Here is a 24341-nt window from a genome sequence, read left to right on the forward strand (position 1 = left end):
CGAGGATTAGTGAAAACCGTGAACTACCGGTAATATCGATGACTGTTGGAAAGCACCGGGGTGTGGCGCAGCTTGGTAGCGCGCGTCGTTCGGGACGACGAGGTCGCAGGTTCAAATCCTGTCACCCCGACCATCACAAAAGGCCGGTTCGAGGAAATTCGAACCGGCCTTTTGCATGCCCGGCCACCCGTCTGGGCCGCGGCGTGCGGTGGGAGACGGTTGTGGCGGGACTATGCCGGGGGAGCGGTGGATGACCGGGCGATGAATTCGGTCGGGAAGAACCCCACGGTCGGGTCCGACTCCAACTCGATCTCGCCCAGCAGGGCCAGGACCTTGCGGACCGCCGCGGCGCCCTGCCGGCCCGCGTGCTGCTCGTTCGTCGTGAGTCCGAACAGTTCGCCGAGCTCGTGTCCGTCGATCCCGACCACGGAGAGGTCGCCCGGAACGGACAGCCCCAGATCCCGGGCGGCGAGGATCGCGCCGAACGCCATCTCGTCGGAGGCGCACACGAAAGCCGTCGGGCGGTGCCGTGGGTTCGCCAGGATGTTGCGGACCTTCTGGTAGGCGCCCTGCGTGCTGAAGTCCGCGGTAATGAGCCATTCCCGGCGGACCGGCAGGTCCGCCTGGTCCATCGCGTACTCGTAGCCGTCCTCGCGGGCCGAACCCAACTTGAAGTCCACCTCGAACTCCTCGGTCCCACCGACGAAGGCGATGTCGCGGTGCCCCAGGCTGATCAGGTGCTCCGTGCCCAGCGCCGCGATATTGAAGTCGTCGACACGGAGGGTCGCGATGTCCGGAATGAAGCCGCCGATCGCCACCACGGGCTTGTTGACGGCCTGGAGCTGCGCCAATTCGGTGGGACGCAGCTTCAGCGTCAGCGTGACCACGGCATCGAGGCGCTTGCGCAGCAGCAGGTCGGAGAACACCGACTCGCGGTGCCGGTCCTGCCCGCTGGTGTTGTAGAGCGTGAGGTCGTAGCCGGCGTCGATCAAGGCGCTCGTTGCGCCCTCGAGAACGGTCGAGAAGTACCAGCGGCTGACGGTCGGCACGACAAACCCGATGTTGCGGCTGCGGCCCGACGCCAGGGACGACGCGTTGTAGGACACCACATAGTCCAGCTCGGCCGCGGCGCGCCGGACCTTCTCCCTGCTGGCCTCGGAGACCTTGCCCTTGCCGCTGAGCGCCCTCGAAACCGTGGCCACGGACACGCCGGCCCGCAGCGCGACGTCCTTGATGCTGGCCACGGCCCGCTCCTTCTTTCTGCTATTGCCCGCTTCCGGACAGGTCCAGCCACACGGCCGCGTCCGGGGCGAGCGTGCGGCGCCCGTCGTCGTACCGCACGGCGCCCACCACGCTCTCGACCACAACGGCACCCGCCGGGAGCGCCACGGGGGCGCCACCGGCATTCAGGACGACGCCGGTCGTCCCGTTAATGTACGCGACGGCGTCCGGGGCGTCCCCATCGGGGTCCAGCCACGACAGGCCGCCATTGCCGAGGTCACGACTCCGGCGCTCGGCCAGTGCCTCGCGGTAGAACTCCAGCGTGGAGCCGGGGACGCCGGCCTGCGCGTCGCGGGCGTAGCCGGACCAGCTGTCCGGCGCCGGAAGCCACGAGGCGTCGAAGTCGCTGAACCCGAAGGTCGGCCCGTCGCTGGTCCACGGCAGCGGCACCCGGCAGCCGTCGCGGCCGATGCGCGCCCCCGCGGTGCGGTGGAAGGTCGGGTCCTGCCGGTACTGCGCGGGCAGGGACGTGTGGTCCGGCATGCCCAGCTCCTCGCCCTGGTACAGGTAGACGCCGCCCGGAAGGCCCAGCGTGAACAGGGTCGCGGCCCGCGCCCGGGCCAGGCCGAGGGCCTCGTCCGGTTGGGGATCCCCCGGCCCCAACCCGTCGCCGACGCGGACGTCGGTGGCGACGGCGCCGAACCGCGTGGCGTGGCGGGACACGTCGTGGTTGGAGAGCACCCACGTGGTCGGCGCCCCCACGGCGTCAAACGCGCGGAGAGAGCGCTCGACGACGTGCCTCAGGGCGCCCGCGTCCCAACCCGTGGCGAGGTAGGGGAAGTTGAACGTCTGGTGCATCTCGTCCGGGCGCACCCAGTGCGCCATGTGCTCCAGCGGATGCACGTTGGCCTCGGCACAGAGGATCGGCTCGCCGTCGTACTCCTCGAGGATGGTGCGCCAGCGGCGGTAGATACCGTGGACCTCGGTGCGGCCGAACATCGGCGCGTCGGCGAACGGGAATCCTTCCACGGGGGCGCCGTCGGCGGTGCCGCCCCAGTCTGGCAGCCCCTCGGCCTTGACGAGAGCGTGGGCGACGTCCACTCGGAAACCGCCGGCGCCGCGGTCCAGCCAGAAGCGCAGGATCGACTCGAACTCGGCGTGTACGGCCGGGTTGTCCCAGTTGAAGTCCGGCTGGGTGGTGTCAAAGAGGTGCAGGTACCACTGTCCCGGATGTCCCTCGGCGGTGGTGGTGCGCGTCCAGGCGCTGCCGCCGAAGTGGGACTGCCAGTTGTTCGGCGGCTCCGATCCCTCGTGGCCCCGACCGTCGCGGAAGATGAACAGCTCGCGTTCCGCGGAGCCGGGCGCTGCCGCAAGCGCCGCCTGGAACAGCGCGTGCTCCGCCGAGCAGTGGTTGGGAACCAGATCGACGACGACGCGCACCCCGAGGCGGGCCGCCTCCGCGGCGAGGGCGTCGAAATCGGAGAGCGTCCCGAAGAGCGGGTCGACGTCGCGGTAGTCGCTGACGTCGTAGCCGCCGTCACGTTGCGGCGAACGGAAGAAGGGGGAGAGCCAGACGGCGTCGACGCCGAGCGCGGCAATGTGGTGCAGTTCGCGCGTGATTCCCGGCAGGTCGCCCGTTCCCGTGCCGGTGGTGTCCCGGAACGAGCGCGGATAGATCTGGTAGATGACCGAGCGGCGCCACCAGGCATCCACGGCAGCGGGCGCGTGGACCACCTCTCCGGTCCGGAATTCCGCATCCGTGGCGGGGTCGTGCACGCGGTCTGGGGCGTCATTGAGCGTGGGCATGCGGACTAGCCTAACCGTCGCAATGCTCCCAATGGAAGCGGTTTCTAAGATCGAATATCGCCCCTACCGCGGAGTAGGAACCCCGAAGTACGGCATTCGGCGCCTGAGTTGGGGCGATGGGGATTCGATCGTTTTCCTGTGTGGACGCCCGTCGTGCAAACGCTTACACTGGTGGCACACATCACATTGCTTCCCTCCGACCCAGGGCCGGACGGCACCATGCGGCCCGCGCACGGAGGCGGGCGGGGAGCGTCTGGCTTGAGAAAGGTTCCACCACATGAAGGCACGTACTGAAGGCACCGGCGCGATCACCCGCCGCACCTTTGCACTGGGCGCATTCGGCACCTCGGCGGCGTTGATGCTCGCCGCGTGCGGCGGCGGGTCCGAGACGGGAGAGGCCAGCAGCACCGCGGCCGGATCGTCCTCGGCGGCCCCGTCGTCGTCGACCACGCTGACGCTGTGGGTCGACGCCGAGCGTTCGCCGGCGCTGAAGACGATCGCCGAGAAGTTCAAGGCCGAGAAGGGCATTTCCGTCAAGCTGGTGGTGAAGGACTTCGCCGCCGTGCGCGACGACTTCATCACGCAGGCGCCCACCGGCAAGGGCCCGGACATCCTCATCGCCCCGCACGACTGGCTCGGCACCCTGGTGCAGAACGGCGTCGTCGCGCCGATGCAGCTCGGCGACAAGGCATCGGAGTTCGCGGAGTCCTCCATCCAGGCCATGACCTACGACGGACAGGTCTACGGGCTTCCTTACTCCATCGAGAACGTCGCACTCATCCGCAACACGGACCTGGTCGCCGAGGCCAACGAGTCCTTCGCCGACGTCGTCGCCGCCGGCAAGAAGTCAGTCTCCGACGGCAAGTCCAAGTACCCGTTCCTGGTGGGCCTCGACCCGAAGCAGGGCGATCCGTACCACCTGTACCCGCTGCAGACCTCCTTCGGGGCGCCGGTCTTCGCGCAGAAGGAAGACGGGTCCTACGACGCGGCCCAGCTGGCGCTGAACAACGAAGGCGGCAAGAAATTCGCGCAGTTGCTCATCGACATGGGCGACAAGGGCGAGAAGGTCTTCAACTCGAGCATCACCGGGGACATCGCCAAGGAGAAGTTCCTGGCGGGGGAGTCGCCGTACTACCTCACCGGCCCGTGGAACGTGCCGGACATCGAGAAGAAGGGCATCAAGTTCGCCGTCGACGCGCTGCCGAAGGCGGGCGACCAGGACGCGCAGCCGTTCATCGGCGTCAACGGCTTCTTCATCTCCTCGCAGAGCAAGAACGCGCTGGCCGCCACCGAGTTCGTGGTCAACTACCTCTCCCTCGAGGACGCCCAGGACGCCCTGTTCGAGATCGGCGGCCGTCCCCCGGCCCTGACCGCCTCGTTCGACAAGGCCGCCTCCGACGAGGTCATCAAGGCCTTCGGTGAAATCGGCGCCAACGGCGTCCCGATGCCGGCCGTCCCGGAGATGGGCGCCGTGTGGGCCGACTGGGGCGTCACCGAGCTGAATCTCATCAAGGGCAAGGAAACCAGCGCGGCCACCGCCTGGGACAAGATGGCCGGAAACATCGAAAAGAAGATCGCGGGCTAGCCCGCGCCGCGCCGGCTCGCCGCCCCCACGGCGGCGCGCCGGCGCACCCAGCTCCCGCTCGACTACGGCACCGGTCTGCCCGCTGCCGCCACAACGAAAGCGCAAGGAAACATGGCAGTCTCTGCACCGTCGAGAACGCAACCGGCCGGGCAACCCGGCAAACGGCGCCCCCGGGGCCGGCGGGGACCGGACTCCACCACGGGAACCCTCGTCAAGATCGTCCTGCTGGGCCTGGTCGACGCGGTCGCCGCGTTCGTCCTTCTCCAGCTCGCGGCCAGCGGCGAATGGCTCATCTTCGCCATCAGCCTGCTGGTCACGCTGGCGATCAACTGGATCTACCTGCGCCGCGGCGGTCTTCCGGCCAAGTACTTGGCGCCGGGAGTGTTCTTCCTGCTGCTCTTCCAGGTGTTCGTGATGATCTTCTCCACGTACATCGCCTTCACCAACTACGGCGACGGCCACAATTCCAGCAAGGAAGACGCGATCGAATCGATCCAGCTTTCCGCGCAGGAGCGGGTTCCCGATTCCCCCCAGTACGCCACGTCCATCCTCGAACGCGACGGCGAATACTTCCTGCTGGTCACCGATCCCACGGGACGCGTCCAGCTCGGCGGCAACGAACAGCCGCTGGAGGACGCGGTTCCCACCGGCACCGGACCCGCCGGCGCCGCGACCGGCGTCGACGGGTATCGCACCCTCGAGTTCGCCGATCTGCTCGCCAGCCAGGACATCATCGGCCAGCTTGCGGTTCCCATCAGCGACGACGTCGAGGACGGGACGCTGCGCACCGCCGACGGTTCCAACGCCTTCGTGTTCAAGCCCAAGCTCAGCTACGACGAGGCCGCGGACACGTTCACCGACACGACCACAGGCGTCGTCTACTCCGACAGCGGCGAGGGAACCTTCACCGCGCCCGACGGCGCCGAGCTCGCCACCGGCTGGAAGATCGACGTCGGTTTCAAGAACTTCGAGCGCGCCTTCACCGATCCCAACCTCCAGGGCCCGCTGCTGCAGGTGATTCTGTGGACGTTCGGGTTCGCGATCCTGTCCGTGGCGACCACTTTCGCGCTCGGCATCTTCCTGGCGATCGCCTTCAACCGCGCCGACCTGCGCGGCAAGAGGCTCTACCGCATCCTCATGATTCTGCCCTACGCCTTCCCCGCGTTCCTGTCCGGGCTGGTGTGGTCCGGCCTGCTGAACCCGGAGTTCGGCTTCATCAACAACGCGCTGCTCGGAGGCGCGGACATCCCGTGGCTGTCCGACCCCTGGCTGGCGAAGTTCTCCGTGGTGCTCGTGAACCTCTGGCTCGGCTACCCGTACATGTTCCTGGTCTGCACCGGTGCCCTGCAGTCGCTGCCCGAGGAGGTGGACGAGGCCGCCAAGATGGACGGCGCCGGGCCGTGGCGGATCTTCCGCTCCATCAAGCTCCCGCTGCTCCTGGTGTCCCTGGCGCCGCTGCTGATCTCCTCGTTCGCGTTCAACTTCAACAACTTCAACGTGATCTACATGCTCACGGGCGGCGGGCCGCGCTTCGACGACACCACGTTCGACGTCGGGGCGACGGACATCCTGATCACGATGGTCTACAAGGTGGCGTTCGGCACCGGCACCGGCCGCGACTACGGACTGGCCAGCGCGCTGGCCATCATCATCTTCGTCATCGTCGCCACGGTGTCCGCGGTGAGCTTCAAGAAGACCAAATCCCTCGAGGAGATCAACTAATGGCTCCACAGACAGTTCCCGCCCCGCCGGCTTCCCGGCAGCGCACCAACGCCCGCGGCGAGGTCACGATGTCGTTCGGCCGGTGGACGCGCGAAAAGGGATGGCGCCACGCGGTGGCGATCCTCGCCACGATCTTCTCGGTCTTCCCGCTGCTCTACGTGCTCTCCGCCGCGCTGAACTCCACGGGGACGATGGCCGGCTCCAACGCGCTGTTCAGCCGGATCGACTTCGGCAACTTCGCCGAGCTGTTCGCGAACGAGGACCGCCCCTTCGGCCGCTGGTTCGTGAACACGCTGGTCATCGCGGTGACGACGTCGGCGCTGACCGTGTTCCTCGGCGCGCTCGCCGCCTACTCTTTCAGCCGGATGCGCTTCAAGGGCCGCCGCGCGGGCCTGCTGACGCTGCTGCTCCTGCAGATGTTCCCCCAACTGCTCACCGTGGTGGCGATCTTCCTGCTGCTGAACTTCATGGGGGACGTCATCCCGGCCATCGGGCTGGGCAGTTCGCTCGGCCTCATCATGGTCTACCTCGGCGGAGCACTCGGGGTGAACACGTACCTGATGTACGGGTTCTTCAACTCGGTGCCGGCGTCGCTGGACGAATCGGCGCGGATCGACGGAGCCAGCCACGTCCAGGTGTTCTTCAGGATCATCCTGCCGCTGGTCACGCCGATCCTCGCGGTGGTCGGGCTGCTGGCCTTCATCGGGATCTCCAGCGAGTTCGTCATCGCGTCCGTGGTGCTCACCGACCCCGACTCGCAGACGCTCGCCGTCGGCCTGTATTCCTATGTGGCCCAGCAGCGCTCGGAGAACTGGGGCGTCTTCGCCGCCGGAGCGGTGCTGGCCTCCGTCCCGGTGATGGCGCTGTTCCTGTTCCTCCAGCGCTACATCTCCAGCGGGCTGACCGCCGGCGGCGTCAAGGGCTGACCGCCCGTCCGCCCGTCCGCCCGCACGGATCCGCACCGCCAACCCGCGCCCCGGGTTAGGCTCGTGTGGCGACCCGCCGAACCAACCCGAACGGAACCGCATGATCTCCCAGCCCCACCACGACGGTTCGCCCCTGCACGTGGGGGACGCCGTCCCCGCGCTGGGTGCGCGCGTCCCCGTCAGGCTCCGGATTCCGTCCGCGTTCGGCGCGGTGGACGGGGTCTGGGTGCGCAGTATCCGGGACGCGGAGCCGCACTTCGACGCCGCGGTGCCGCTGGGCGAGGCCTACGGCTGGGCCTGGTGGGAGGCGGAGCTCACGCTTGCCACCCCGGTGCAGAACTACCGGTGGCTGGTTCGCTCCGGCGGCCGCCCGCACTGGATCAACGCGGAGGGCCTGTTCACCCGCGACGTCCCGGACGCGCAGGATTTCCGGCTCGGGACCTTCGAACCGACGCCGGACTGGGTCCACCGTTCGGTCATGTACCAGATCTTCCCCGACAGGTTCGCGCGCTCGGCGGCAGCCGGCGGCCGGGAGCTTCCGGACTGGGCCATCGCCTGCGACTGGGACTCCACCGACGTCGTCGGCCGCGGCCCGGAGACCCCGTACCAGTTCTACGGCGGCGACCTCGACGGCGTCCGGGAAAAACTGGACCACGTCCAGGGCCTCGGCGCCACCGTCATCTACCTGACGCCGATGTTCCCGGCCCGCTCCAACCACCGCTACGACGCGTCCGCGTTCAGTGGGGTGGATCCGCTGTTGGGCGGGGACCGGGCCTTCATCGACCTCATCGAGGAGATCCACGCCCGCGGGCTGAAGGTCATCGGGGACCTGACCACCAACCACTCCGGCGACGCGCACGAGTGGTTCCGGAGTTCGTTCCGCCGTCCGGGGGCGGCCGAATCCGAGTTCTACTATTTCTCGGAGGACAACTCGCGGTACGTGGCGTGGCTCGGGGTCCCGTCCCTGCCGAAGTTCAACTGGAACTCGCCGGGGTTGCGCCGCAGGTTCATCCTCGACGACGACTCGATGGTCTCGCGCTGGCTGAAGCCCCCGTTCAACCTCGACGGATGGCGGATCGACGTCGGCAACATGACCGGCCGGATGGGTGCCGACGACCTCAACCACGAGGTTGCCTCCCTCATCCGCGAGCAGATGCGGCGCATCAATCCGGACGCCATGCTGCTGGCCGAATCGACGTCCGACGCCGCCCGCGACTTCCAGGGCGACACGTGGCAGGGCGCCATGACGTATACCAACTTCACGCGCCCGCTGTGGCAGTGGCTGGCGGCCGACGGCGCCCCGGGAGTCGTCCTGGACCCGGTGGCCCCGCCCGTGCGGCAGACGTGGCCCGACTACTTCGGCCTGCCGCAGCGCGGACCCGACCGGATCGAGGGCGAGGACTTCCTGGCGACGCACCTGGACTTCGCCGCGGGGTTCCCGTGGGCCGTCCGGCTGGCCAACATGAACGCGATCGACACGCACGACACCGCCCGCGCCGCCTCCGCGGTGATCCCCGGGGGACAGCGCGTCGGCGTCGCCCTGCAGTTCACCCTGCCCGGCATCCCGATGGTCTTCATGGGAGACGAGTTCGGCCTCAAGGGATTCAACGGCGAGGACTCCCGCACGCCCATGCCGTGGTCGGACCCGGCCCGGATCCTCGAGGACCTCCGGCCGCTCTACGCGGAGCTCGCGGGGCTGCGCGGGGCGTTGCCGGCACTGATGGACGGCGGCATCCGCTGGCTCCACGCCGAGGGGGACGTGCTGGTCTTCGTCCGCGAGCACGCCGAGGGTTCGGTGTTGGTCGCGGCGTCCCGCGCGGCGTTCAGCGGCGTCGAGCTGCCGGCGGAACTGGTCGGCGCGGGCGCCCCGTCCCCGCTGTGGTCGACCGGGCGGATCGATGCCGCGACCCGCGACGCCCAGGGACCGGTCGTGGTGCTCGACGGCGACGGCCCGGCCGCCGCGCTCTGGGCGCTGCCCGGGGTGTGCGTGCCTTCCTAGTCCTGCTCGCGGAGGTCGACGACGTCCAGCACGCCGCTGGGCGGGTTGAGCATGATGGCGGCCTCGTCCCGGCGGTGGCGGAGGATGTTCTCGACGTAGGAGTCGACCGTCTCCGCCATCGGCACGTTCTGTCCGCGCTTTTCGGCGGTGTACCAGCGGTGCTCCAGCACCTCGTGGACGATCTGCGCCGGCTCCAGCTTGCCGTGGAGTTCTCGCGGGATGGCCTCGGTGATGCGGTTGAAGACGTCGTTGACCCACAGGGCGGCGGCCAACTCCTCGTCCTTGTCGGGGTGCCGCTTGGCGCGGTAGGCGTCGATGTCGTTGAGCAGCCGGCGCGCCTGGCGCTCCTGCACGTCCAGCCCGGTCAGCCGCATCAGCCGGCGCTGGTGGTGCCCGGCGTCGACGACCTTCGGCTGGATCTGCAGCTGTCCGCCGTCGCGCGTGGTCTTGAGCGAGATCTCGTCGACGTCGAAACCGAGGTCGTTGAGCCGGCGGATGCGCTCGTCCACGCGCCAGCGCTCGGCGACGTCGAACTTGTCCTTCCGCGTCAGCTCCGCCCACAGGCCGCGGTAGCTGTCCATGATCTGTTCGCTGGTGGCCAGCGGGTCCACCGTCTCCTCGATCAGGCCGGCCTCCATGAGGTCCATCAGCTCGCCGGCGATGTTCACGCGGGCGATCTCCAGATCGTATTCGCGCTGGCCGGAGGAGAGCTCCGGGTAGAGCTCGCCCGTCTCGGCGTCCACGAGGTACGCGGCGAACGCCTCGGCGTCGCGCCGGAAGAGCGTGTTGGAAAGGGAGACGTCGCCCCAGTAGAAACCCACCAGATGCAGGCGCACCAGCAGCAGCGCCTGGGCGTCGATCAACCGGGTGAGGGTGTCGCGGCGCAACTTCTGGGAGAACAGCGCCCGGTAGGGGAGCGAATACTTCAGGTGCCGCGTGACCAGCACCGGGTCGAGGTCCTCGCCCTCCGGGGTGGTGCGCGCGGAGATGACCGCCACGGGCTCCACGCACGGCACGTCCAGCCGGCGCAGCTTGCGCAGCATGTGGTACTCGTGCCGGGCAATGTGCTCGCCGGTCTCCTTCACCGCGATCACGGAGTTGGCCAAGAGCGCGAACCGCACGACGTGCCGCGAGATGCCGCGGGGAAGCGCCGCCAGGTAGCGTTGCGGCCATTCCTCCAGCGTGATGTGCCAGGGCAGGTCCAGCAGGGCCGCGTCCGACGTCGCCGAGGTGATGTTCAACGAACCGGTGGGCCGCACGGATTCCTCGGGGGAGGTGTCGCGCGGCAGTTTGCCGCGTTGGCTGTAGTCGGTGGGTTCGTCGTGCCAGTTCGCGTTGTGGCGGGGCATCCGGTCCTCGGTCTCGTCGCTGGGTGGTGCTGGACGACGACGGCGGCCGCACCTCGGACTCGAGATGTGGCCGCCGTCGGCGTGTTGCGGGTGGGGGCGCCTGTCCGGCCCGCGGAGTGTGCCTGCGGCGGCTAGGCCGAGGCCTGCTCCTCCTCCGCCAGCGATTCGACGTCGGCGAGGCTCGCCTCCGGCGTGCCGGCGGGGGACTCGCCACCGAGGCGCAGCCCGGTGCGGACGTCGAAGAGGTGGACGTGTCCGGGGCGGGGACGCACGTAGATGGTCTCGCCCTTGAACGGGGGCTTGCGGCCGTCGACGCGGACCACCATGGTGTGCTCCTTGCCGTCCAGCGTGGCGTGCCCGTAGACGTAGGCGTCGGCGCCGAGCTCCTCGACGACGTCGGCCTCGACCGGAAGGCCCTCGCCGTTCGGCGCGACCTCGAGGTCCTCCGGGCGGACGCCGACGGTGGCCGTCTTCCCGTTGGCGGAGGCCAGGATGCCGGCGTCGACCGGGTAGATGGCGTCGCCGAACTGGATGCCGCCCTCGACCGTCGGCAGCTCCAGCAGGTTCATGGCGGGAGAGCCGATGAAGCCGGCGACAAACACGTTCGCGGGCGTGTCGTAGAGGTTGCGCGGGGTGTCGACCTGCTGCAGCAGGCCGTCCTTGAGCACGGCGACGCGGTCGCCCATGGTCATGGCCTCTACCTGGTCGTGGGTGACGTACACCGTGGTGACGCCGAGGCGGCGGGTGAGGGACGCGATCTGCGTGCGGGTCTGCACGCGGAGCTTGGCGTCGAGGTTGGACAGCGGCTCGTCCATGAGGAACACCTGCGGGCTGCGGACGATCGCGCGGCCCATGGCCACGCGCTGGCGCTGGCCGCCGGAGAGCGCCTTCGGCTTCCGGTCCAGGTAGTCCTGCAGATCCAGGAGCTTTGCGGCCTCCAGGACGCGGCGCGCGCGCTCTTCCTTGTCCACACCGGCGATCTTCAGCGCGAAGCCCATGTTGTCCGCGACCGACATGTGCGGGTACAGGGCGTAGTTCTGGAAGACCATCGCGATGTCGCGGTCCTTTGGCGGAACGTCCGTGACGTCGCGGTCCCCGATGAGGATGCGGCCGGCGTTGACGTCCTCGAGGCCCGCGAGCATGCGCAGCGAGGTCGACTTGCCGCAGCCCGAGGGGCCAACGAGGACCAGGAATTCGCCGTCTTGGATTTCAAGGTTCAACTTGTCCACGGCGGGCTTCTGGGTGCCCGGGTACAGCCTGGTTGCATTGTCGAATGTGACAGATGCCATGAGTGATCAATCCCTCCACGGGCAGGTACGTGCCCGACGGTCCGTTGTGAATGGTGTCACAATCTTCGCACACCAAGGACCGTTTGGAGAAGAGCCGGGACGTCATCGGTTCCCGCGACGCGGAAACGCGCCCGGGTGGGCCCCTCGCCCACCTTCACGCCGACGTCGTTCCGTCCGAGCGCCGCGAACGCGTGCTCGTCCGTCACGTCGTCCCCGACGAAGAGGACGGCGTCGGCGCCCGCCAGGTCGCGGAGCCACCGCAGCCCGGCGCCCTTGTCCGCCTGGACCACCGACGACTCCAACACGGACTTCCCCTCCGAGAGCCGGACGCCCTCCAGCTCCCCCAGGGCGGCGCGTCCGGCGGCCAGCGCGGCCTCCGCGGTGTCCGGGTCGCTCTGCCTCACGTGCAGCGCGATCCCGGCGGGCTTGGTCTCGAGCAGGGCGCCGGGGTGGTCCGCGGCGATGCGTTCGAGCCGGGCCCTGACCGTCCCCAGCAGCTTGGCCTGGGCGGTGTCCAGCGTGAGTTCCGCCGCGGCGGCGGGGAAGCGCTCCGGCGCCCAGCGTTCGGCGCCGTGGCTGCCCACCAGCAGGACGCCGTCGTCCGGCGAGGCCACCAGACGCAGGCTGTCGAGGTGGCGGCCGGAGAGCAGCGCCGTCGTCGTGTTGCCGAGGGCGCCGAGCTCGGCGAGTGCCCGCGCGGTCTCCGGAAGCGGGCGCGCGTCGTCCGGACGGTCCGTGAAGGGGGCCATGGTGCCGTCGAAGTCCATGGCCACCAGCAGGTGGCGCGCGTCGGCCAGGGACTCGACGGCGGCACGCAGCCCGACGTCCAATCCGGCCCCCATCAGGAGTCCCTCCCGGCGAGCGATTCGAGGAACGACCTGGACCAGCGGTTGACGTCGTTGGCGACGATTTGCCGTCGCATGATGCGGATCCGCCGGGCCGACTCCGCGGCGGGCATGCGGACCGCCTCCATGATGGCCTCCTTGAGCCGGTCGATGTCGTGGGGGTTCACCAGGACCGCGTGGCGCAACTGGTCGGCGGCGCCCGCGAACTCGCTGAGCACCAACACTCCCCGGTTGTCGCCGTGGGCGGCCACGAATTCCTTGGCCACCAGGTTCATGCCGTCGCGCAGCGCGGTGACCAGCATGACGTCGGCGGCGAGGTAGAGGGCGACCATCTCCTCGACAGGGTAGCTGTGGTGCAGGTAGCGCACGGCGGTGTGGCTCATCGTGTCGTATTCGCCGTTGATTCCGCCGACCGTGCGCTCCACCTCCTCGCGCAGCGCGATGTAGTGCTCCACCCGCTCGCGGCTGGGGCTGGCCACCTGGACCAGGGCCGCCTCGCCCACCACCAGCTCGCCGTCGGCGAGCAGTTCGCCAAAGGCCTTGATCCGGTGGCGGATGCCCTTGGTGTAGTCCAAGCGGTCGACGCCGAGCAGGATGGTTTCCGGGTTGCCGAGTTCCGCGCGGATCTCCGCCGCCCGGGCGATGATGTCCGGGTCCTTGGCGAGTTCTGCGATGTGCGCCGAATCGATCGAGATGGGGTGCGCCTCGGCGCGCGAGACGCGGCGCGGGGTGCCGTCGGCGTCCTGGACGTGCACCTGCTGGGCCTTGACCGTGAAGCCGATATAGCGGCGCACGCAGCGCAGGAAGTTGTTCGCGTCGCTCTGGCGCTGGAAGCCCACCAGGTCCGCGCCCAGGAGCCCCTCGAGGACCTGGCGGCGCCAGGGGAGCTGGGCGAAGATCTCCAGCGGCGGGAACGGGATGTGGTTGAAGAAGCCGATCCTCAGGTCCGGGCGGCTCTCACGCAACATCTGCGGAACCAGCTGGAGCTGGTAGTCCTGGACCCAGACGGTGGCGCCGTGGTCGGCGGTCGCCGCAGTGGCCTCGGCGAAGCGGCGGTTGACCTCCCGGTAGCGGTCCCACCAGGTGCGGTGGAACTCCGGGGCGACGATGACGTCGTGGTACAGCGGCCACAGCGTGGAGTTGGAGAAGCCCTCGTAATAGAGCTCGACGTCGTCCCGGGAGAGCGGGACGGGTACCAGGTGCATGCCGCCGTCGTCGAAGGCCCCGAGTTCCTCGTCGGGCGCGCCGTGCCAGCCCACCCAGGCGCCCTCCGCCTTGGCCATCACGGGGGCGAGCGCGGTGACCAGCCCCCCGGGCGAACGCTGCCACTGCGCGGAACCGTCCGGGCCGGTGATGCGGTCCACGGGGAGCCGGTTCGCGACCACGACGAAGTCGTAGGCGCCGTGTTCCTGTTGCGGGTCGGGGCTGGCTGTCTTGGCTGCCGGCACGGATAACCTCCTGCTGTTGGGGGACGTACCTTGTTGTGTCCGAGCCTAAGTCAAGGCGGCGGGGGCTGACGATCCAAGGGCCGGAATCCGTGCGGTCCGTGGACTAAACTGGCGGCATGGCAGCCAAACCTCCGCGCCCCAGCAAGGCCGAACGAACCTTCGAGGCACGTGAGAAGGCCCGCCTCATGCGCGAGCAGCAGGCGAAGGCGGAGAAGCGCAAGGCGCTCTTGGTCAAGCTGGGACTGGTGGCCGTCGTCGTGGTCATCATCGCCGTGGTCGCCGTGATCGCGGTCCAGAACAACAGGAACGCCGTGGCCGACGCCGGCCCGGCGCCGCAGGGCGGCAACGCCGAGGGCGGGATCGTGCTCGTCTCGGAGACGGAATTCTCGCGGGAGGCCGCGCCCGCCGTCGACGTGGCGACGCTTGGCCCGGAACCGGAGCCGGGGGAGCCCACGCCGCGGGGCGTCGCCCGGGCTGCCGCGGGGGACCCCGCGCAGGTGGTCCTCTACGTGGACGTGAACTGCGTCCACTGCGCGGACTTCGAGGACCGCTACGCCGAACAGCTCCGGACGTGGCTGGGCGCGGGGGACATCACCCTCGAGTACCGCAACCTGTCGCTGCTGGCGTCCCCGACCAACTACTCCGCGCGCGGGGCCAACGCGCTGTCGTGCGTGGCCGACGCCGCTCCGGCGTCGTACCTGCCCTACGCCGAGGCCGTGTTCGCGCACTACCCCGAGGGCGAGATGGACAACGGCGAGTTGGCGCAGCTGGCGCGGGACAACGGAGCCGAGGTGGATGAGTGCATCGAGGACGGGACGTTCCGCCCGTTCGCGCAGTTCACGCAGGAGGCCGCCACCCGCGACCGGATCCCCGGAACGCCGAGCGTGTGGGTGCAGGGCCGGGTGTGGGATCCCGAGGCAGAGCCGGACTTCTCGTCCTGGGCACAGGGCCTGATCGACGCCGCGTAGTGGTTCCGGGCGTCGGGGTCACCGGCGCTCGCCGTCGCCGAGGCGGCGGCGCCGTGGCGCTCCTGAGTTTCCGCGCCGACGGGGCGGTGGGCTAACCTAGTTGATGCTGGCCGACGCATGGCCCAGCGCGCCTCCTTAGCTCAGTTGGCCAGAGCACCTGTCTTGTAAACAGGGGGTCACCGGTTCGAATCCGGTAGGGGGCTCCAAAAGAAGGCCCGAGACCCGCGTGATACCGCGCATCTCGGGCCTTCGTTTTTCCGTACTCCGTCTACCCAAGGATCCATGCCCTCAACGTGGCACGGCCTGCGAAGCCCGTAGTCGTATTCCCCTTAGAACAGCTAGAACAGCGGCCAGGGCACGGCCGACATCTCACCGTTCGGAGCCGGAAATCGCCCTGCCAGACGCAACCTGGTGCAACGCGCGGCGAGAGAAGAGATCTCCTCGGCGCTGAGCAAGTCGGCCAGGTTTCGGCCCAGCTCACCGTGCAGTCCTTCGCTGACACGCTCGATGCCGTCGCGCTCCTCGGTGGTCAGAGTTTCTCCCAGCCACCCCCACAGCACCGTGCGCAGCTTGTGGTGATGGTGAAAGGTCAGCCCATGGTCCACGCCGTGCCGGTGTCCGTCCGGCATGGCGAGAATGTGGTCGCCTTTGCGGTCGGCGTTGTTGACGAGCACGTCGAACACCGCCATGCGTCTGAGCGCTGACGAGTCCTCGTGGACGAGGGCGACCATCCGTCCGCTCGCATCGCGTCCCTCGAGGACGCGTTTCCAGCCCGTCTCCGGCACGTGGTCCGTCGCGACCAGATCCACGGCGCTTTGGGCGGGGTCTTGGTCTTGCCAAAGCTGCACCATTCCTTCGCCCATCGGACCATCGCGCAACCAAGTGTGCGGCACCACGTTCCAGCCGAAGACCTTCGAGACCAGATAGGCGGCAACCTCCCGGTAAGCCAGGGTGCCGTGGGGAAAATCCCGCAGTGGACTTTCGCCTGCTATCGGCTTATAGACAACCACCACGTCGCCGATGCTACCTAGGAATGTAGCGTTTGAAGCCGTCGTGATGCGGCCGGTGAGCGTCAGCTCTGCGGCCGCCAGATCCGGTGTTGGCATCACATCTCGGGAAGGTTGCACACGTGCCCGTCGGCGTCTATGGGGTAACCGCAAACCGGACACAGCGGACGCCCGGCGCCCACGACCTCACGGGTGCGCTTGGCGAATGCGCGGGCGGTACCGACCGGCATTCGCACCAGCAGCATTTCAGGATCGTCGGCGCCGTCCTGATCAAGGGATTCGTCGTTGTCGTCGGCATCGACATCGGTGATGGGGTAGGCCTCTATCACGACCTGCGCCGTCGTTGGGTCCCAGCCCAAACTCATGGAACCGGTACGAAACTGCTCCTGAACGGCCTCGAGCTGGTCGTTGTCGACAAGTTCAATGGGAGTACTTGTGGGAATCCTGAACGGGTTGCCGTCGACGGCAATGAGCTGGTCGAGGATCTCGTCGATTTTCTCCGCGAGCAGAGCCGACTGCTGCTTCTCCAGGGCGATACTCACGATGTGCTTCCGTGCGCGCACCTGCAGATAGAACGTGCGCGCCCCCGGAAGGCCGATGGTGCCGACGACGACCCGATCAGGCCAGTCAAACTCGTGAACACGTGTAGGCATGTCAGTATTTTAGGCACATGGGGTTCAGGGCGCCTTGTTCCCCGCGCCGCCGCCCACCGGCGCATCGCCGGATTGGATGCCGTTCGCCAGCCACGACAGATCCCCCGCGTCGGTGTTGGTCGCATGGACGCTCGGCCGGCTAGCGCCGTAGCGCACGATCGATACGGAGGCGGGGCCCACGCTAAGACGCTGGAACAGGTCAAGGTGCATGCCGAGCGCGTCGGCGAGGATTGACTTGATGATGTCACCGTGGCTCACCGCCACCCACACGGCCCCCGGCCCGTGTTCGGCTTCGAAGGCCGCATCGTGGCGTCGAATCGCGGCCACGGAGCGAGCCTGCATCGCGGCCATGGATTCACCGCCCGGGAAGACGACGGCGGAGGGTTGCGACTGCACCACCGTCCACAAATCCTCGGTCGCGAGATCACTGAGCGTGCGGCCTTGCCATTGGCCGTAATCGCACTCGGTGAGATCGAGATCGACCGGCGCGTACGGGGTCCCGGCCTGGCGGTCGAGGATGAGCTGGGCGGTCTGCCGACAACGCTCAAGAGGGCTCGACACCACCCCGACTACGGGCACGGCCGCCAGCCGGTCCCCGGCCAGGGCCGCCTGGTCGCGCCCGATCTGGTCCAGGCCGACGCCGGCGGCCCGGCCAGCGAGCAGTCCAGTGGCATTGGCTGTGGTGCGGCCGTGCCGCACGAGAAGAACTGTCGCCATCCACCCAGCCTAGCCACCCGTTTGACGGCGGCGTGAACCGTACCGGGCACTTGTTGCCCGAGAGACCGGAGCGCGTCGACGTCGTTCCCACCAAACCCCAAGGTGCGCGTGATTTCCTTGTGGTCAATGGAGCCCCGGACCATCTGGGGTGCCGGAGAACCGCTGTGGGGACAGCGGACGACGTGATGGGGGATGGAAATGGTTGAGCTGGGGAATTTTGAAAACGCCCATTACCTGACGGTCGCCGAGGTGGCGGTCGCGATGAGGGTGTCGAAGATGACCGTGTACCGGCTGGTGCATTCGGGGGAGCTGCCCGCGGTGAGGTTTGGACGCTCCTACCGGGTCCCGGAAAAGGCCGTCGAGGAGTATCTGATCGCCGACCGCCACGCCGCGGCCCCCATCAAACGACACGGGTAGGCCCGCCGGTCGCCTAAAGGAACGGGCGCAGGGGAATGAGGATGGTTTCGCTGATCGGCGCGGCGAAATGCCGTTCGCTCCAGTCATCCAAGGTGAGTTCCCTGCAGTTGGCGCTGTCGACGCCGAAAATCCTCTCCATGTCCGCGGCGAGGGCCTCGTCGTGGATCTCCAGGTTTGTTTCGTAGTTGCCGGTCAGGCTCAACCGGTCGATGTTCGCGGTGCCGACGGTGGACCAATGCCCATCGATGGTTGCGGTCTTTGCGTGGATCATCGCGTTTCGGTAGAGCAGGACGGTGACGCCCGCGCGCAGCATGCTGGTGTAGAAACCGCGCGAGAGCCAGTCGGAGAGCACGTGGTTGGAGTCCTCCGGAAGGATGATCCTGACGTCCACGCCCCGTTTGCTGGCCGAGAGCAGGGCCTGCAGGATCTGTTGGTCCGGGATGAAATACGCGGTGGTGATGTAGATATGGTGCTGGGCGCGGTTGATCGCGTCCAGATACACGCCCCGGATCGGGTACACCAGATGGGATGGGATGTTGTTGACCGCGCGGATGTGGGGGTCCCACGCCTGCGGTGGGAGGTGGGGGATCTCCGGGTCGGCGGTGACGGTGTTCCACACGCCGACGAACGCTTGGCGCAGGTCCCAGACGGAGGGGCCGGTGATGCGGACATGGGTGTCGCGCCATTCGGTGGCGTAGAGGTCGCCGATGTTGTAGCCGCCGACGAAGCCGGTCTCGTCGTCCACGACGAGTATCTTCCGGTGGTCCAGTCCCGCGCTGCGCAGCGGGGTGAACAGCCTGGACGGCCGCAACACCGGAAACCGGTAGACGTGGATGCCGGGGTGGAACCGGTAGAAGGATCGGGGAACAACGAGGTTGGCGAAACCGTCGTAGACGACGTAAACCTCGATGCCGCGTTCGGCAGCATCGGCCAGGGCTTCCTTGAAGCGCCGTCCGGTCGCGTCGTCCTTCCAGATGAAGGTTTCCAGGAAGATGCTTCGCTTGGCGCCGTGGATCGCGGCGAGCATGTCGCGGTAGAGGTCCTCGCCGTAGGTGTAGACCGTGACGTCCGAATCGGCGACGCGCGCATCGAATACACCCGGATGCGGGAAGCCCGGGCGGTGGGCCCTGTTGCGGTGTTTCACCGCGTCGATGAGAACCAGCGTGCCGGCAACGGCGGTCTGGACGGCAAGGAACGCAAGGAACAATCTTCCGGCCGATTTTCGTGCCATGGCAACAATGGGCGTCGGTTTCACATGGGGCATGACCAGAGCCTATCCGTGGATGGTGCCAGTGTGGCCTCGGGAGCCACATCCGACGGCGACGGACCACGCGTGCCCCGAGCTGTAGGCGACTGGCGCGGACACCCACCCGGTGCTCGTCTAGGCGGACGCGGTACCGACGGCCGAAAGTCCAAACCGGTATGAAGAACACCGTTAGTCGCGTGCCGTGCTTCGTGAGCTCTTGTGAGCCCTTCACCAGTGTGTCGGCTTCGAAGCATAGGTCGCCCACGGCGAAATGGGGTATGGAAATCCCGTTCCGCTTGGCCTGTATTCGGACGACGTCCAGCCGTACGCTGTGGATGGTTCCAAGCAACGAGGAGGCATTCATGCGCACGGTAGAGCCGTTGGTCCAAAACGCCAGGACCCGTCAGCTTTCGGAGAATCTCGCGGTCCGGCTAGCCAAGGGGAGGGAATGGGCTACCCCCGGTGTTGAAGCCGCCCTGCAACGGGCCGTGCTGGGTCTGGACGCCGGCGTCGAATCCGCGTCCCCCCGGATCCAGACAGTGGTGCGTCGGCTCGCCGACGAGCTCGCCGGTGGAGTGGAGAGCGTGACCCCCCGCATCCACGAGGGGCTGCATCGCGTCGCGCCGAAAGCCGCGCCCGTCGTGCTGCCTGCCGAACCGGCCCGGTCCGGATCCCACCGCGCGTGGATGATCGCGGCGGTGGCCGCCATCCTGGTTTCCGTTGGGGCTGCTGCATGGCGCTACGCCCGGACGCCCGATGCCAAGCCGCGGACACCTGAGGAGGAAACGGCCGAAAGAGGCTGGAATCCCGAGGATAGCCCCGCCAACTCGGCGGCACGGATCTAGGGGACAACGCAGGGCGCTGGGGCGCTGTATGTTGGTCCTTCGGAAACGGCCCTGCTGGACATGGATACGACTTCACGACCCTGGGCGACGCCATTTCACCCGTGCGGACGAGCTAGGCGGCGCCGACCGCGGTAGACCGCGTCGGCCACGGCGAGCTTAGCGCCTTCAGGTCCGCTGGCTTCGCGCGGGCGGGATTCGAGGACCTCGTGCAACCACGTGTCGTCGAGCAGGGCGGCCACGTCGGCCGCGTTGTAGTAAAGGTCCGGGCGGTCGGGACGCGACGCCGCGGTCTGCATGTCCGACGGGTGGTGCCCCACGACCAACAGTGTGCCGCCCGGTGCCACCGCCCGCGCCAGGGCACGGAACAGCGGGTCGCGCTGGGCCGCGGGCAGGTGCATGTACTGGGCGGTGACCAGATCGAAGGACTCGGACGGCGGATCCCAACTGGTCAAGTCGTGATGCTCCCAACGCACGGGGTGGCGCTCGCCGCCGTCGTGTGGGGCGCCGGATTCCCGTTCGTGACCGGCGGCGCGGTCCAGCGCGACCGACGAGATGTCGACGCCGGTGACCCGCCAGCCGCGGGAAGACAGCCACAGCGCGTCGGCTCCCTCGCCGCAGCCGACGTCGAGCGCTGTCCCCGGCGCAATGCCCTCGGTCTCGGCGACCAACTGGGGATTCGGTTTGCCGCTCCAAATCCGCTGCTTCTCGCCGTACCGGGCGTTCCAAAACGTCTCGTCGAACTCGCGCGGACCATGGTCGTGGTGCTGGTGGTGTGTCTTCATCGGGAAACCTCCGCTCCCATAGTGCCCGCTTCACGGTCCGTCGCGATAGTGGATGCGCCTCGGTACGCCATCAGGTCCCGTTGCAGCTCCTCGGCCATCAGGTCGTTGTTGATGGCCATCGCGGCGGTCGAGCCGGACGCCGCCGCCGGCAGAACCTGCAGCATCAGGTTTGCCACGTTGCCCGCGGCCCACGCGCCGTCCACCGCGGCGGCTCCCATTTCGTCCACGGCAAGGTGCTCGCCGACCCCGGCCGGGTGCTGGACGACGTCCAGCCCCAAGCCCGCGAAGATCCCGGCGTTGGCGACGAAGCGCGGCTCGACTGTCAGGGAGTCCACCGCAACACCCGTCCGCGGGCCAGTTCCACTTCGCTGAGGGCGCCGCCGACGCCGTCGTTCAGGACGCGGGCGACCGCGCCGTCGACGACGATGACGCCCCGCGCCGCCAAGTGCTCCCACTCCTGCGCGGTGGGCTCCACCGTGTCGTTGAGGAAGAGCGTGATGCTTCCGCTCCACTGCCTGAAGAGCAACGCCTGCTACACGGACATGGCGCCGGTGCCGAGGACCCCGATGCGCCGATCACGGACCTCCCATCCGTGGCAGAAGGGGCAGTGCAGCACCTCCCTGCCCCACCGTTCCGCCGTCGAGCGTGGTGCGGAAGCGGTAGCGCGGATAGGTGACGCCTGCGGTGCCTATGGCGGTTCCGGGAACGATGATCCCCGCAGCGTTCGACGTTGTACCGAACCTCGAGTTGCTGTTGCCGTTGGCGAAGGCGCACCGGGTCCCCCTCGACGAGTTGGTGGGAGCGCCGACCACCCGCGACCCGCGCGTGCATCTCCGCCCCATCGAAGGGCATCGTGGCACCGTTCTGCCGTTGACGCGCCGGCCGGGTGGGATCCAGGCGTACAAACACGTGCTGCATGCGGAGGAGCCGCTGGAGGAGCCCGACCCGCAGGTGCACGAGGGGTACGAGTGGCTCTACGTGCTCAACGGCACCTTGCGGCTGGTGCTCGGCGTACTGGATCTCACGGCTGCACTTGCGGGCAAAGCGCACCCGTTGAGGCCTTTCATAGGGTGGTCGTCTCAGCCAAGGTAACCGGTTCGGCACGAATGCATTCCGACTGTGTAACGACGGTGGTTTCGGCCCGCGTCATGCCGTTGTCTGGGCTTGAGTGGAAGGCGTGGTCACGTGATCACGACGGGACGAATGAAGGCATGGGCGAAATGAGAACGGTGGCGTGGCTGGCTGTCATGGGGGTTCTGACGGTGGCTGTGGGGCTGGTGCTGGTGGTCGGACTGCTGGCGGTGCTGTCGGGGTCCATAGCGCTGTTCATGTGAGGCGCCCCCGGGCCGCGACACCCGAGGAGGACAAGTTTCGGGCGGATGCTTGCCAAAGCAGTTTCGGGGTGTACCCTAGCCACCGACCGAAACATGAATTGGAGGAGCCGCATGGCCCAGGACTACGACGAGATGCGCCCGGATGTTGCCGAGGCGTCGGACGCCACGCTGAAGACTGTCCAGACCATGGGCGCCCCGGATGCGCGGAACGTCTCGGCCGAGCTGGACGAGTCCGAAAACATCGACGGCGTCACCCTTCCGGACGCGGACCTCTCCGACGAGGAGCTGAACGTCACCGTCGTGCCCCAAGGCGAGGACGAGTTCACCTGTGGCTCGTGCTTCCTGGTGCGGCACCGGTCGCAGGTCGCCCGCGAGTCCAAGGGCATCAAGTTCTGCAAGGACTGCGAGGGCTAAGAAAGCCGGCCCCGGCGCGAGCCGGGGCGCGACGGGCACCGAGGGTGTCGTTGGAGCTAGCGCGTGGCCGCGGGGGTGGCCACGCCTTTTTCGTCCCAATGTGGCCATTCGTCCCACCAGCCCCAATTTGACACGAAATCCACTCCTGCTCTTGTGGATCGCTCGCTTACCGGAGAAACTGTCCGCACGGCTCGCAGACGAGGGGAAGGCCGCAGGCCGTTCGCACTGGGGGAAGTGCATAGGGGGAGGATGGCTACGATCCGGTTGGGGACCGGTTCGTAGCCATCAGCCCGCCTCCCCGCCCCGCCCCACGCGCGCGTAGACGGCCGGATTCGCTGTCCATAGCCGGAAGGCCCACGCGAAGGCTGCGACGCCTGGCACCACGACCGCTGCCGGCAACAGCCACGACAGCACGCTGGCCCCTTCGAGCCCGATCAGGACGTCGAAGTTGGCGACGATGGCGCCGAAAAGCGCCGTCAGCGCCACGCCGGCCACCACCGGCGCGACGATGCGCGTCCACGCGCCCAACCCGTGCGGCTGACGCCGGAAGTAGCCGACGACGGCGAACGAGGTCAGCGCCATCAGGAGCACCAGGCCGAAGGCGCCGGTGTTGGTCAGCCAGGTGAACATGGTCAGCACCGGGAACAGCGGACCGTATTCGTGGCCGGCGCCCGCCCAGGCAAACAGCACCAAGACCACCAGAGCCACCGCGGACTGCGCGAGCGAGCCGGCGGCCGGAGCCTGCGTGCGTGGATTCGTGCGCGCCAGGATCGGAGGCAACACCCCTTCGCGGCCCAGCGAGAAGAGGTACCGGGCCACCACGTTGTGGAAGGCGATGAGCGCCGCGAGCAGGCTGGTGATGAACAGCAGGGCGGAGACGTCCACCAGCCACGCGGGCCCGCGCTCGGCCAGGAACACGAACATCAGGTCCGGACCGAACTCGCGGGAGCGGTCCACGACGGCGGAGTCGCCCTCACCGACCGCCACGGCCCACGCGGACAGCGCGTAGAAGCCAGCGATAGCGGACACGGCGATCAGGGTCGCCCGGCGGGCCGTCACCCGCGGGTCCTTGACCTCCTCGTTGTAGATGGCACCGGATTCGAATCCCATGAACGCGGCGATGCTGAAGGCCAGGGCCGCCCCGACGCCGGCGGTGAAGAGGTTTCCCGGCGACAGCGAGGCCGCCGTGACGCCCTCCGGAGCGGCGCCCACGGCCAGGACGTCGTAGACCACCACAACGGCGAACTCCAGGGCCACCAACACGCCCAGGACCTTCGCGGAGAGATCCACCTTGTTGACCCCCAGCAGGGCCACGACGACCCAGCCGACCAGGGCAGAGGCCCACCACGGCACGTCGATTCCGGAGAGGCCCCCCACGAAGGAGGAAAGCGCGAATCCGAACAGGCCGTAGATCCCCACCTGCATGGCGTTGTAGGAGACGAGCGCGATCCAGGCCGAACCGATGCCGGCGGGCTTGCCGAGCCCGCGCGAGATGTAGGCGTAGAAGGCGCCGGCGTTGTGAACGTGGCGGCTCATCGCGGTGTACCCGACGGCGAACACCAGCAGCACCGCGCCGAGCACCACGAACGACAGCGGGATGCCGAGCAGCCCGCTGACGGCGTAGTTGCTGGTCACCCCTCCCGCCACGACGGTCAGCGGCGCGGATGCGGCGATGATCATGAAGACCAGGGCCGGAACGCCGAGGCGGCGTCGCCCGAGGCCCGCCTGAGTCGCGGGGGCTTGGGGTGGGGACTGTAGGGCCATGACT

23 protein-coding genes, 2 tRNA genes and 1 pseudogene are annotated in these 24341 nt (G+C 68.3%); 12 read left to right on the forward strand and 14 right to left on the reverse strand.

Going from position 1 to position 24341, the window contains the following annotated elements:
- Positions 1–56 precede the first annotated feature (56 nt).
- A tRNA-Pro gene (locus tag AC0QSG_RS15455) sits at positions 57–133 on the forward strand.
- Positions 134–230: 97 nt separating this feature from the next.
- Here AC0QSG_RS15455 and AC0QSG_RS15460 read toward each other — a convergent pair.
- Positions 231–1244, reverse strand: a complete 1014-nt coding sequence (locus AC0QSG_RS15460; RefSeq protein WP_475376044.1) for a LacI family DNA-binding transcriptional regulator — start codon at positions 1242–1244, stop codon at positions 231–233.
- Positions 1245–1263: 19 nt separating this feature from the next.
- Positions 1264–3027, reverse strand: a complete 1764-nt coding sequence (locus AC0QSG_RS15465; protein WP_475376045.1) for a glycoside hydrolase family 13 protein — start codon at positions 3025–3027, stop codon at positions 1264–1266.
- Between the two features lie 277 nt (positions 3028–3304).
- On the opposite strand from AC0QSG_RS15465, the gene AC0QSG_RS15470 reads away from it, so the two are divergent.
- The 4 genes from AC0QSG_RS15470 (at position 3305) to AC0QSG_RS15485 (ending at position 9259) form a co-directional block, all read left to right on the forward strand.
- Complete coding sequence (locus AC0QSG_RS15470; protein WP_475376046.1) at positions 3305–4612, forward strand: sugar ABC transporter substrate-binding protein; 1308 nt, start codon at positions 3305–3307, stop codon at positions 4610–4612.
- A gap of 111 nt (positions 4613–4723) precedes the next feature.
- Positions 4724–6334, forward strand: coding sequence for an ABC transporter permease subunit (locus tag AC0QSG_RS15475; protein WP_475376047.1), 1611 nt, complete (start codon positions 4724–4726; stop codon positions 6332–6334).
- 68 nt (positions 6335–6402) lie between these two features.
- Positions 6403–7260 carry a sugar ABC transporter permease gene (locus tag AC0QSG_RS15480; RefSeq protein ID WP_475377330.1) on the forward strand — a complete coding sequence of 286 codons (858 nt, stop codon included), beginning with the start codon at positions 6403–6405 and terminating at the stop codon, positions 7258–7260.
- Positions 7261–7360: 100 nt separating this feature from the next.
- Positions 7361–9259: a glycoside hydrolase family 13 protein gene (locus AC0QSG_RS15485; protein WP_475376048.1), complete on the forward strand. Its 1899-nt coding sequence runs from the start codon at positions 7361–7363 to the stop codon at positions 9257–9259.
- Here AC0QSG_RS15485 and AC0QSG_RS15490 read toward each other — a convergent pair.
- From AC0QSG_RS15490 to AC0QSG_RS15505, 4 genes are all read right to left on the reverse strand, one after another.
- Positions 9256–10608: a DUF4032 domain-containing protein gene (locus AC0QSG_RS15490; RefSeq protein WP_475376049.1), complete on the reverse strand. Its 1353-nt coding sequence runs from the start codon at positions 10606–10608 to the stop codon at positions 9256–9258. The two genes, AC0QSG_RS15485 and AC0QSG_RS15490, sit on opposite strands and share 4 nt — an antisense overlap.
- Before the next feature lie 131 nt (positions 10609–10739).
- The gene (locus AC0QSG_RS15495) at positions 10740–11897 is read right to left on the reverse strand and encodes an ABC transporter ATP-binding protein (protein ID WP_435729038.1); all 1158 of its coding nucleotides are present in this window, start codon (positions 11895–11897) and stop codon (positions 10740–10742) included.
- Positions 11898–11953: 56 nt separating this feature from the next.
- Positions 11954–12739 carry a trehalose-phosphatase gene (otsB, locus tag AC0QSG_RS15500; RefSeq protein ID WP_475376050.1) on the reverse strand — a complete coding sequence of 262 codons (786 nt, stop codon included), beginning with the start codon at positions 12737–12739 and terminating at the stop codon, positions 11954–11956.
- A complete protein-coding gene (locus AC0QSG_RS15505; RefSeq protein ID WP_435729040.1) occupies positions 12739–14190 on the reverse strand; it encodes an alpha,alpha-trehalose-phosphate synthase (UDP-forming) in 1452 nt (483 codons plus the stop codon). The genes otsB and AC0QSG_RS15505 overlap by 1 nt, the downstream gene beginning before the upstream one ends.
- 116 nt (positions 14191–14306) lie before the next feature.
- On the opposite strand from AC0QSG_RS15505, the gene AC0QSG_RS15510 reads away from it, so the two are divergent.
- Both AC0QSG_RS15510 and AC0QSG_RS15515 read left to right on the forward strand, forming a co-directional pair.
- Entirely contained in the window at positions 14307–15158 is an 852-nt protein-coding gene (locus tag AC0QSG_RS15510; protein WP_475376051.1) for a DsbA family protein, read from the forward strand.
- Between the two features lie 129 nt (positions 15159–15287).
- Positions 15288–15364 (forward strand) — tRNA-Thr (locus AC0QSG_RS15515).
- A 132-nt stretch (positions 15365–15496) separates the two neighbouring features.
- Here the strand turns inward: AC0QSG_RS15515 and AC0QSG_RS15520 are convergent.
- Genes AC0QSG_RS15520 through AC0QSG_RS15530 form a run of 3 tightly spaced genes read right to left on the reverse strand, consistent with a single transcriptional unit; the run spans position 15497 to position 17535 of the window.
- The gene (locus AC0QSG_RS15520) at positions 15497–16264 is read right to left on the reverse strand and encodes an SCO1664 family protein (RefSeq protein ID WP_475376052.1); all 768 of its coding nucleotides are present in this window, start codon (positions 16262–16264) and stop codon (positions 15497–15499) included.
- Positions 16264–16818 carry a DUF3090 domain-containing protein gene (locus AC0QSG_RS15525; protein ID WP_475376053.1) on the reverse strand — a complete coding sequence of 185 codons (555 nt, stop codon included), beginning with the start codon at positions 16816–16818 and terminating at the stop codon, positions 16264–16266. Before AC0QSG_RS15525 ends, AC0QSG_RS15520 begins: the two co-directional genes overlap by 1 nt.
- 24 nt (positions 16819–16842) lie before the next feature.
- A complete protein-coding gene (locus tag AC0QSG_RS15530; RefSeq protein WP_435727121.1) occupies positions 16843–17535 on the reverse strand; it encodes an MSMEG_4193 family putative phosphomutase in 693 nt (230 codons plus the stop codon).
- Positions 17536–17733: 198 nt separating this feature from the next.
- On the opposite strand from AC0QSG_RS15530, the gene AC0QSG_RS15535 reads away from it, so the two are divergent.
- On the forward strand, positions 17734–17952 hold the full coding sequence (locus AC0QSG_RS15535) for a helix-turn-helix domain-containing protein (RefSeq protein WP_475376054.1): 219 nt from the start codon (positions 17734–17736) through the stop codon (positions 17950–17952).
- Between the two features lie 13 nt (positions 17953–17965).
- Here AC0QSG_RS15535 and AC0QSG_RS15540 read toward each other — a convergent pair whose 3' ends face one another.
- Positions 17966–19216 carry a phospholipase D-like domain-containing protein gene (locus AC0QSG_RS15540; RefSeq protein WP_475376055.1) on the reverse strand — a complete coding sequence of 417 codons (1251 nt, stop codon included), beginning with the start codon at positions 19214–19216 and terminating at the stop codon, positions 17966–17968.
- Between the two features lie 344 nt (positions 19217–19560).
- Here AC0QSG_RS15540 and AC0QSG_RS15545 point away from each other — a divergent pair, with 344 nt between their 5' ends.
- Complete coding sequence (locus AC0QSG_RS15545; protein ID WP_475376056.1) at positions 19561–20043, forward strand: hypothetical protein; 483 nt, start codon at positions 19561–19563, stop codon at positions 20041–20043.
- A 95-nt stretch (positions 20044–20138) separates the two neighbouring features.
- Here AC0QSG_RS15545 and AC0QSG_RS15550 read toward each other — a convergent pair whose 3' ends face one another.
- Genes AC0QSG_RS15550 through AC0QSG_RS15560 form a run of 3 tightly spaced genes read right to left on the reverse strand, consistent with a single transcriptional unit; the run spans position 20139 to position 21351 of the window.
- On the reverse strand, positions 20139–20825 hold the full coding sequence (locus AC0QSG_RS15550) for a class I SAM-dependent methyltransferase (RefSeq protein ID WP_475376057.1): 687 nt from the start codon (positions 20823–20825) through the stop codon (positions 20139–20141).
- A complete protein-coding gene (locus AC0QSG_RS15555) occupies positions 20822–21160 on the reverse strand; it encodes a hypothetical protein (protein ID WP_475376058.1) in 339 nt (112 codons plus the stop codon). The genes AC0QSG_RS15550 and AC0QSG_RS15555 overlap by 4 nt, the downstream gene beginning before the upstream one ends.
- Complete coding sequence (locus tag AC0QSG_RS15560) at positions 21148–21351, reverse strand: hypothetical protein (protein WP_475376059.1); 204 nt, start codon at positions 21349–21351, stop codon at positions 21148–21150. Before AC0QSG_RS15560 ends, AC0QSG_RS15555 begins: the two co-directional genes overlap by 13 nt.
- A 209-nt stretch (positions 21352–21560) precedes the next feature.
- Here AC0QSG_RS15560 and AC0QSG_RS15565 point away from each other — a divergent pair.
- From AC0QSG_RS15565 to AC0QSG_RS15575, 3 genes and pseudogenes are all read left to right on the forward strand, one after another.
- Positions 21561–21848: pseudogene (locus AC0QSG_RS15565) on the forward strand (XRE family transcriptional regulator); the annotation flags it as partial.
- Between the two features lie 188 nt (positions 21849–22036).
- Positions 22037–22159 carry a hypothetical protein gene (locus AC0QSG_RS15570; protein WP_435727112.1) on the forward strand — a complete coding sequence of 41 codons (123 nt, stop codon included), beginning with the start codon at positions 22037–22039 and terminating at the stop codon, positions 22157–22159.
- Positions 22160–22270: 111 nt separating this feature from the next.
- A complete protein-coding gene (locus tag AC0QSG_RS15575; RefSeq protein WP_435727111.1) occupies positions 22271–22573 on the forward strand; it encodes a DUF4193 domain-containing protein in 303 nt (100 codons plus the stop codon).
- A 285-nt stretch (positions 22574–22858) separates the two neighbouring features.
- Here the strand turns inward: AC0QSG_RS15575 and AC0QSG_RS15580 are convergent, their stop codons facing one another.
- Positions 22859–24337: an APC family permease gene (locus tag AC0QSG_RS15580; protein ID WP_475376060.1), complete on the reverse strand. Its 1479-nt coding sequence runs from the start codon at positions 24335–24337 to the stop codon at positions 22859–22861.
- Positions 24338–24341: the final 4 nt, after the last annotated feature.

This window comes from Arthrobacter sp. LT660, from assembly GCF_056172845.1.

Excerpts from the sequence above, each read along its gene's own strand:
- AC0QSG_RS15465 (WP_475376045.1), bottom strand. The coding sequence starts at position 3,027 with ATGCCCACGCTCAATGACGCCCCAGACCGCGTGCACGACCCCGCCACG.
- AC0QSG_RS15470 (WP_475376046.1), top strand. The coding sequence starts at position 3,305 with ATGAAGGCACGTACTGAAGGCACCGGCGCGATCACCCGCCGCACCTTT.
- AC0QSG_RS15475 (WP_475376047.1), top strand. The coding sequence starts at position 4,724 with ATGGCAGTCTCTGCACCGTCGAGAACGCAACCGGCCGGGCAACCCGGC.
- AC0QSG_RS15480 (WP_475377330.1), top strand. The coding sequence starts at position 6,403 with ATGTCGTTCGGCCGGTGGACGCGCGAAAAGGGATGGCGCCACGCGGTG.
- AC0QSG_RS15485 (WP_475376048.1), top strand. The coding sequence starts at position 7,361 with ATGATCTCCCAGCCCCACCACGACGGTTCGCCCCTGCACGTGGGGGAC.
- AC0QSG_RS15490 (WP_475376049.1), bottom strand. The coding sequence starts at position 10,608 with ATGCCCCGCCACAACGCGAACTGGCACGACGAACCCACCGACTACAGC.
- AC0QSG_RS15495 (WP_435729038.1), bottom strand. The coding sequence starts at position 11,897 with ATGGCATCTGTCACATTCGACAATGCAACCAGGCTGTACCCGGGCACC.
- otsB (WP_475376050.1), bottom strand. The coding sequence starts at position 12,739 with ATGGGGGCCGGATTGGACGTCGGGCTGCGTGCCGCCGTCGAGTCCCTG.
- AC0QSG_RS15510 (WP_475376051.1), top strand. The coding sequence starts at position 14,307 with ATGGCAGCCAAACCTCCGCGCCCCAGCAAGGCCGAACGAACCTTCGAG.
- AC0QSG_RS15520 (WP_475376052.1), bottom strand. The coding sequence starts at position 16,264 with ATGCCAACACCGGATCTGGCGGCCGCAGAGCTGACGCTCACCGGCCGC.
- AC0QSG_RS15525 (WP_475376053.1), bottom strand. The coding sequence starts at position 16,818 with ATGCCTACACGTGTTCACGAGTTTGACTGGCCTGATCGGGTCGTCGTC.
- AC0QSG_RS15530 (WP_435727121.1), bottom strand. The coding sequence starts at position 17,535 with ATGGCGACAGTTCTTCTCGTGCGGCACGGCCGCACCACAGCCAATGCC.
- AC0QSG_RS15535 (WP_475376054.1), top strand. The coding sequence starts at position 17,734 with ATGGTTGAGCTGGGGAATTTTGAAAACGCCCATTACCTGACGGTCGCC.
- AC0QSG_RS15540 (WP_475376055.1), bottom strand. The coding sequence starts at position 19,216 with ATGCCCCATGTGAAACCGACGCCCATTGTTGCCATGGCACGAAAATCG.
- AC0QSG_RS15545 (WP_475376056.1), top strand. The coding sequence starts at position 19,561 with ATGCGCACGGTAGAGCCGTTGGTCCAAAACGCCAGGACCCGTCAGCTT.
- AC0QSG_RS15550 (WP_475376057.1), bottom strand. The coding sequence starts at position 20,825 with ATGAAGACACACCACCAGCACCACGACCATGGTCCGCGCGAGTTCGAC.
- AC0QSG_RS15570 (WP_435727112.1), top strand. The coding sequence starts at position 22,037 with ATGGGCGAAATGAGAACGGTGGCGTGGCTGGCTGTCATGGGGGTTCTG.
- AC0QSG_RS15575 (WP_435727111.1), top strand. The coding sequence starts at position 22,271 with ATGGCCCAGGACTACGACGAGATGCGCCCGGATGTTGCCGAGGCGTCG.
- AC0QSG_RS15580 (WP_475376060.1), bottom strand. The coding sequence starts at position 24,337 with ATGGCCCTACAGTCCCCACCCCAAGCCCCCGCGACTCAGGCGGGCCTC.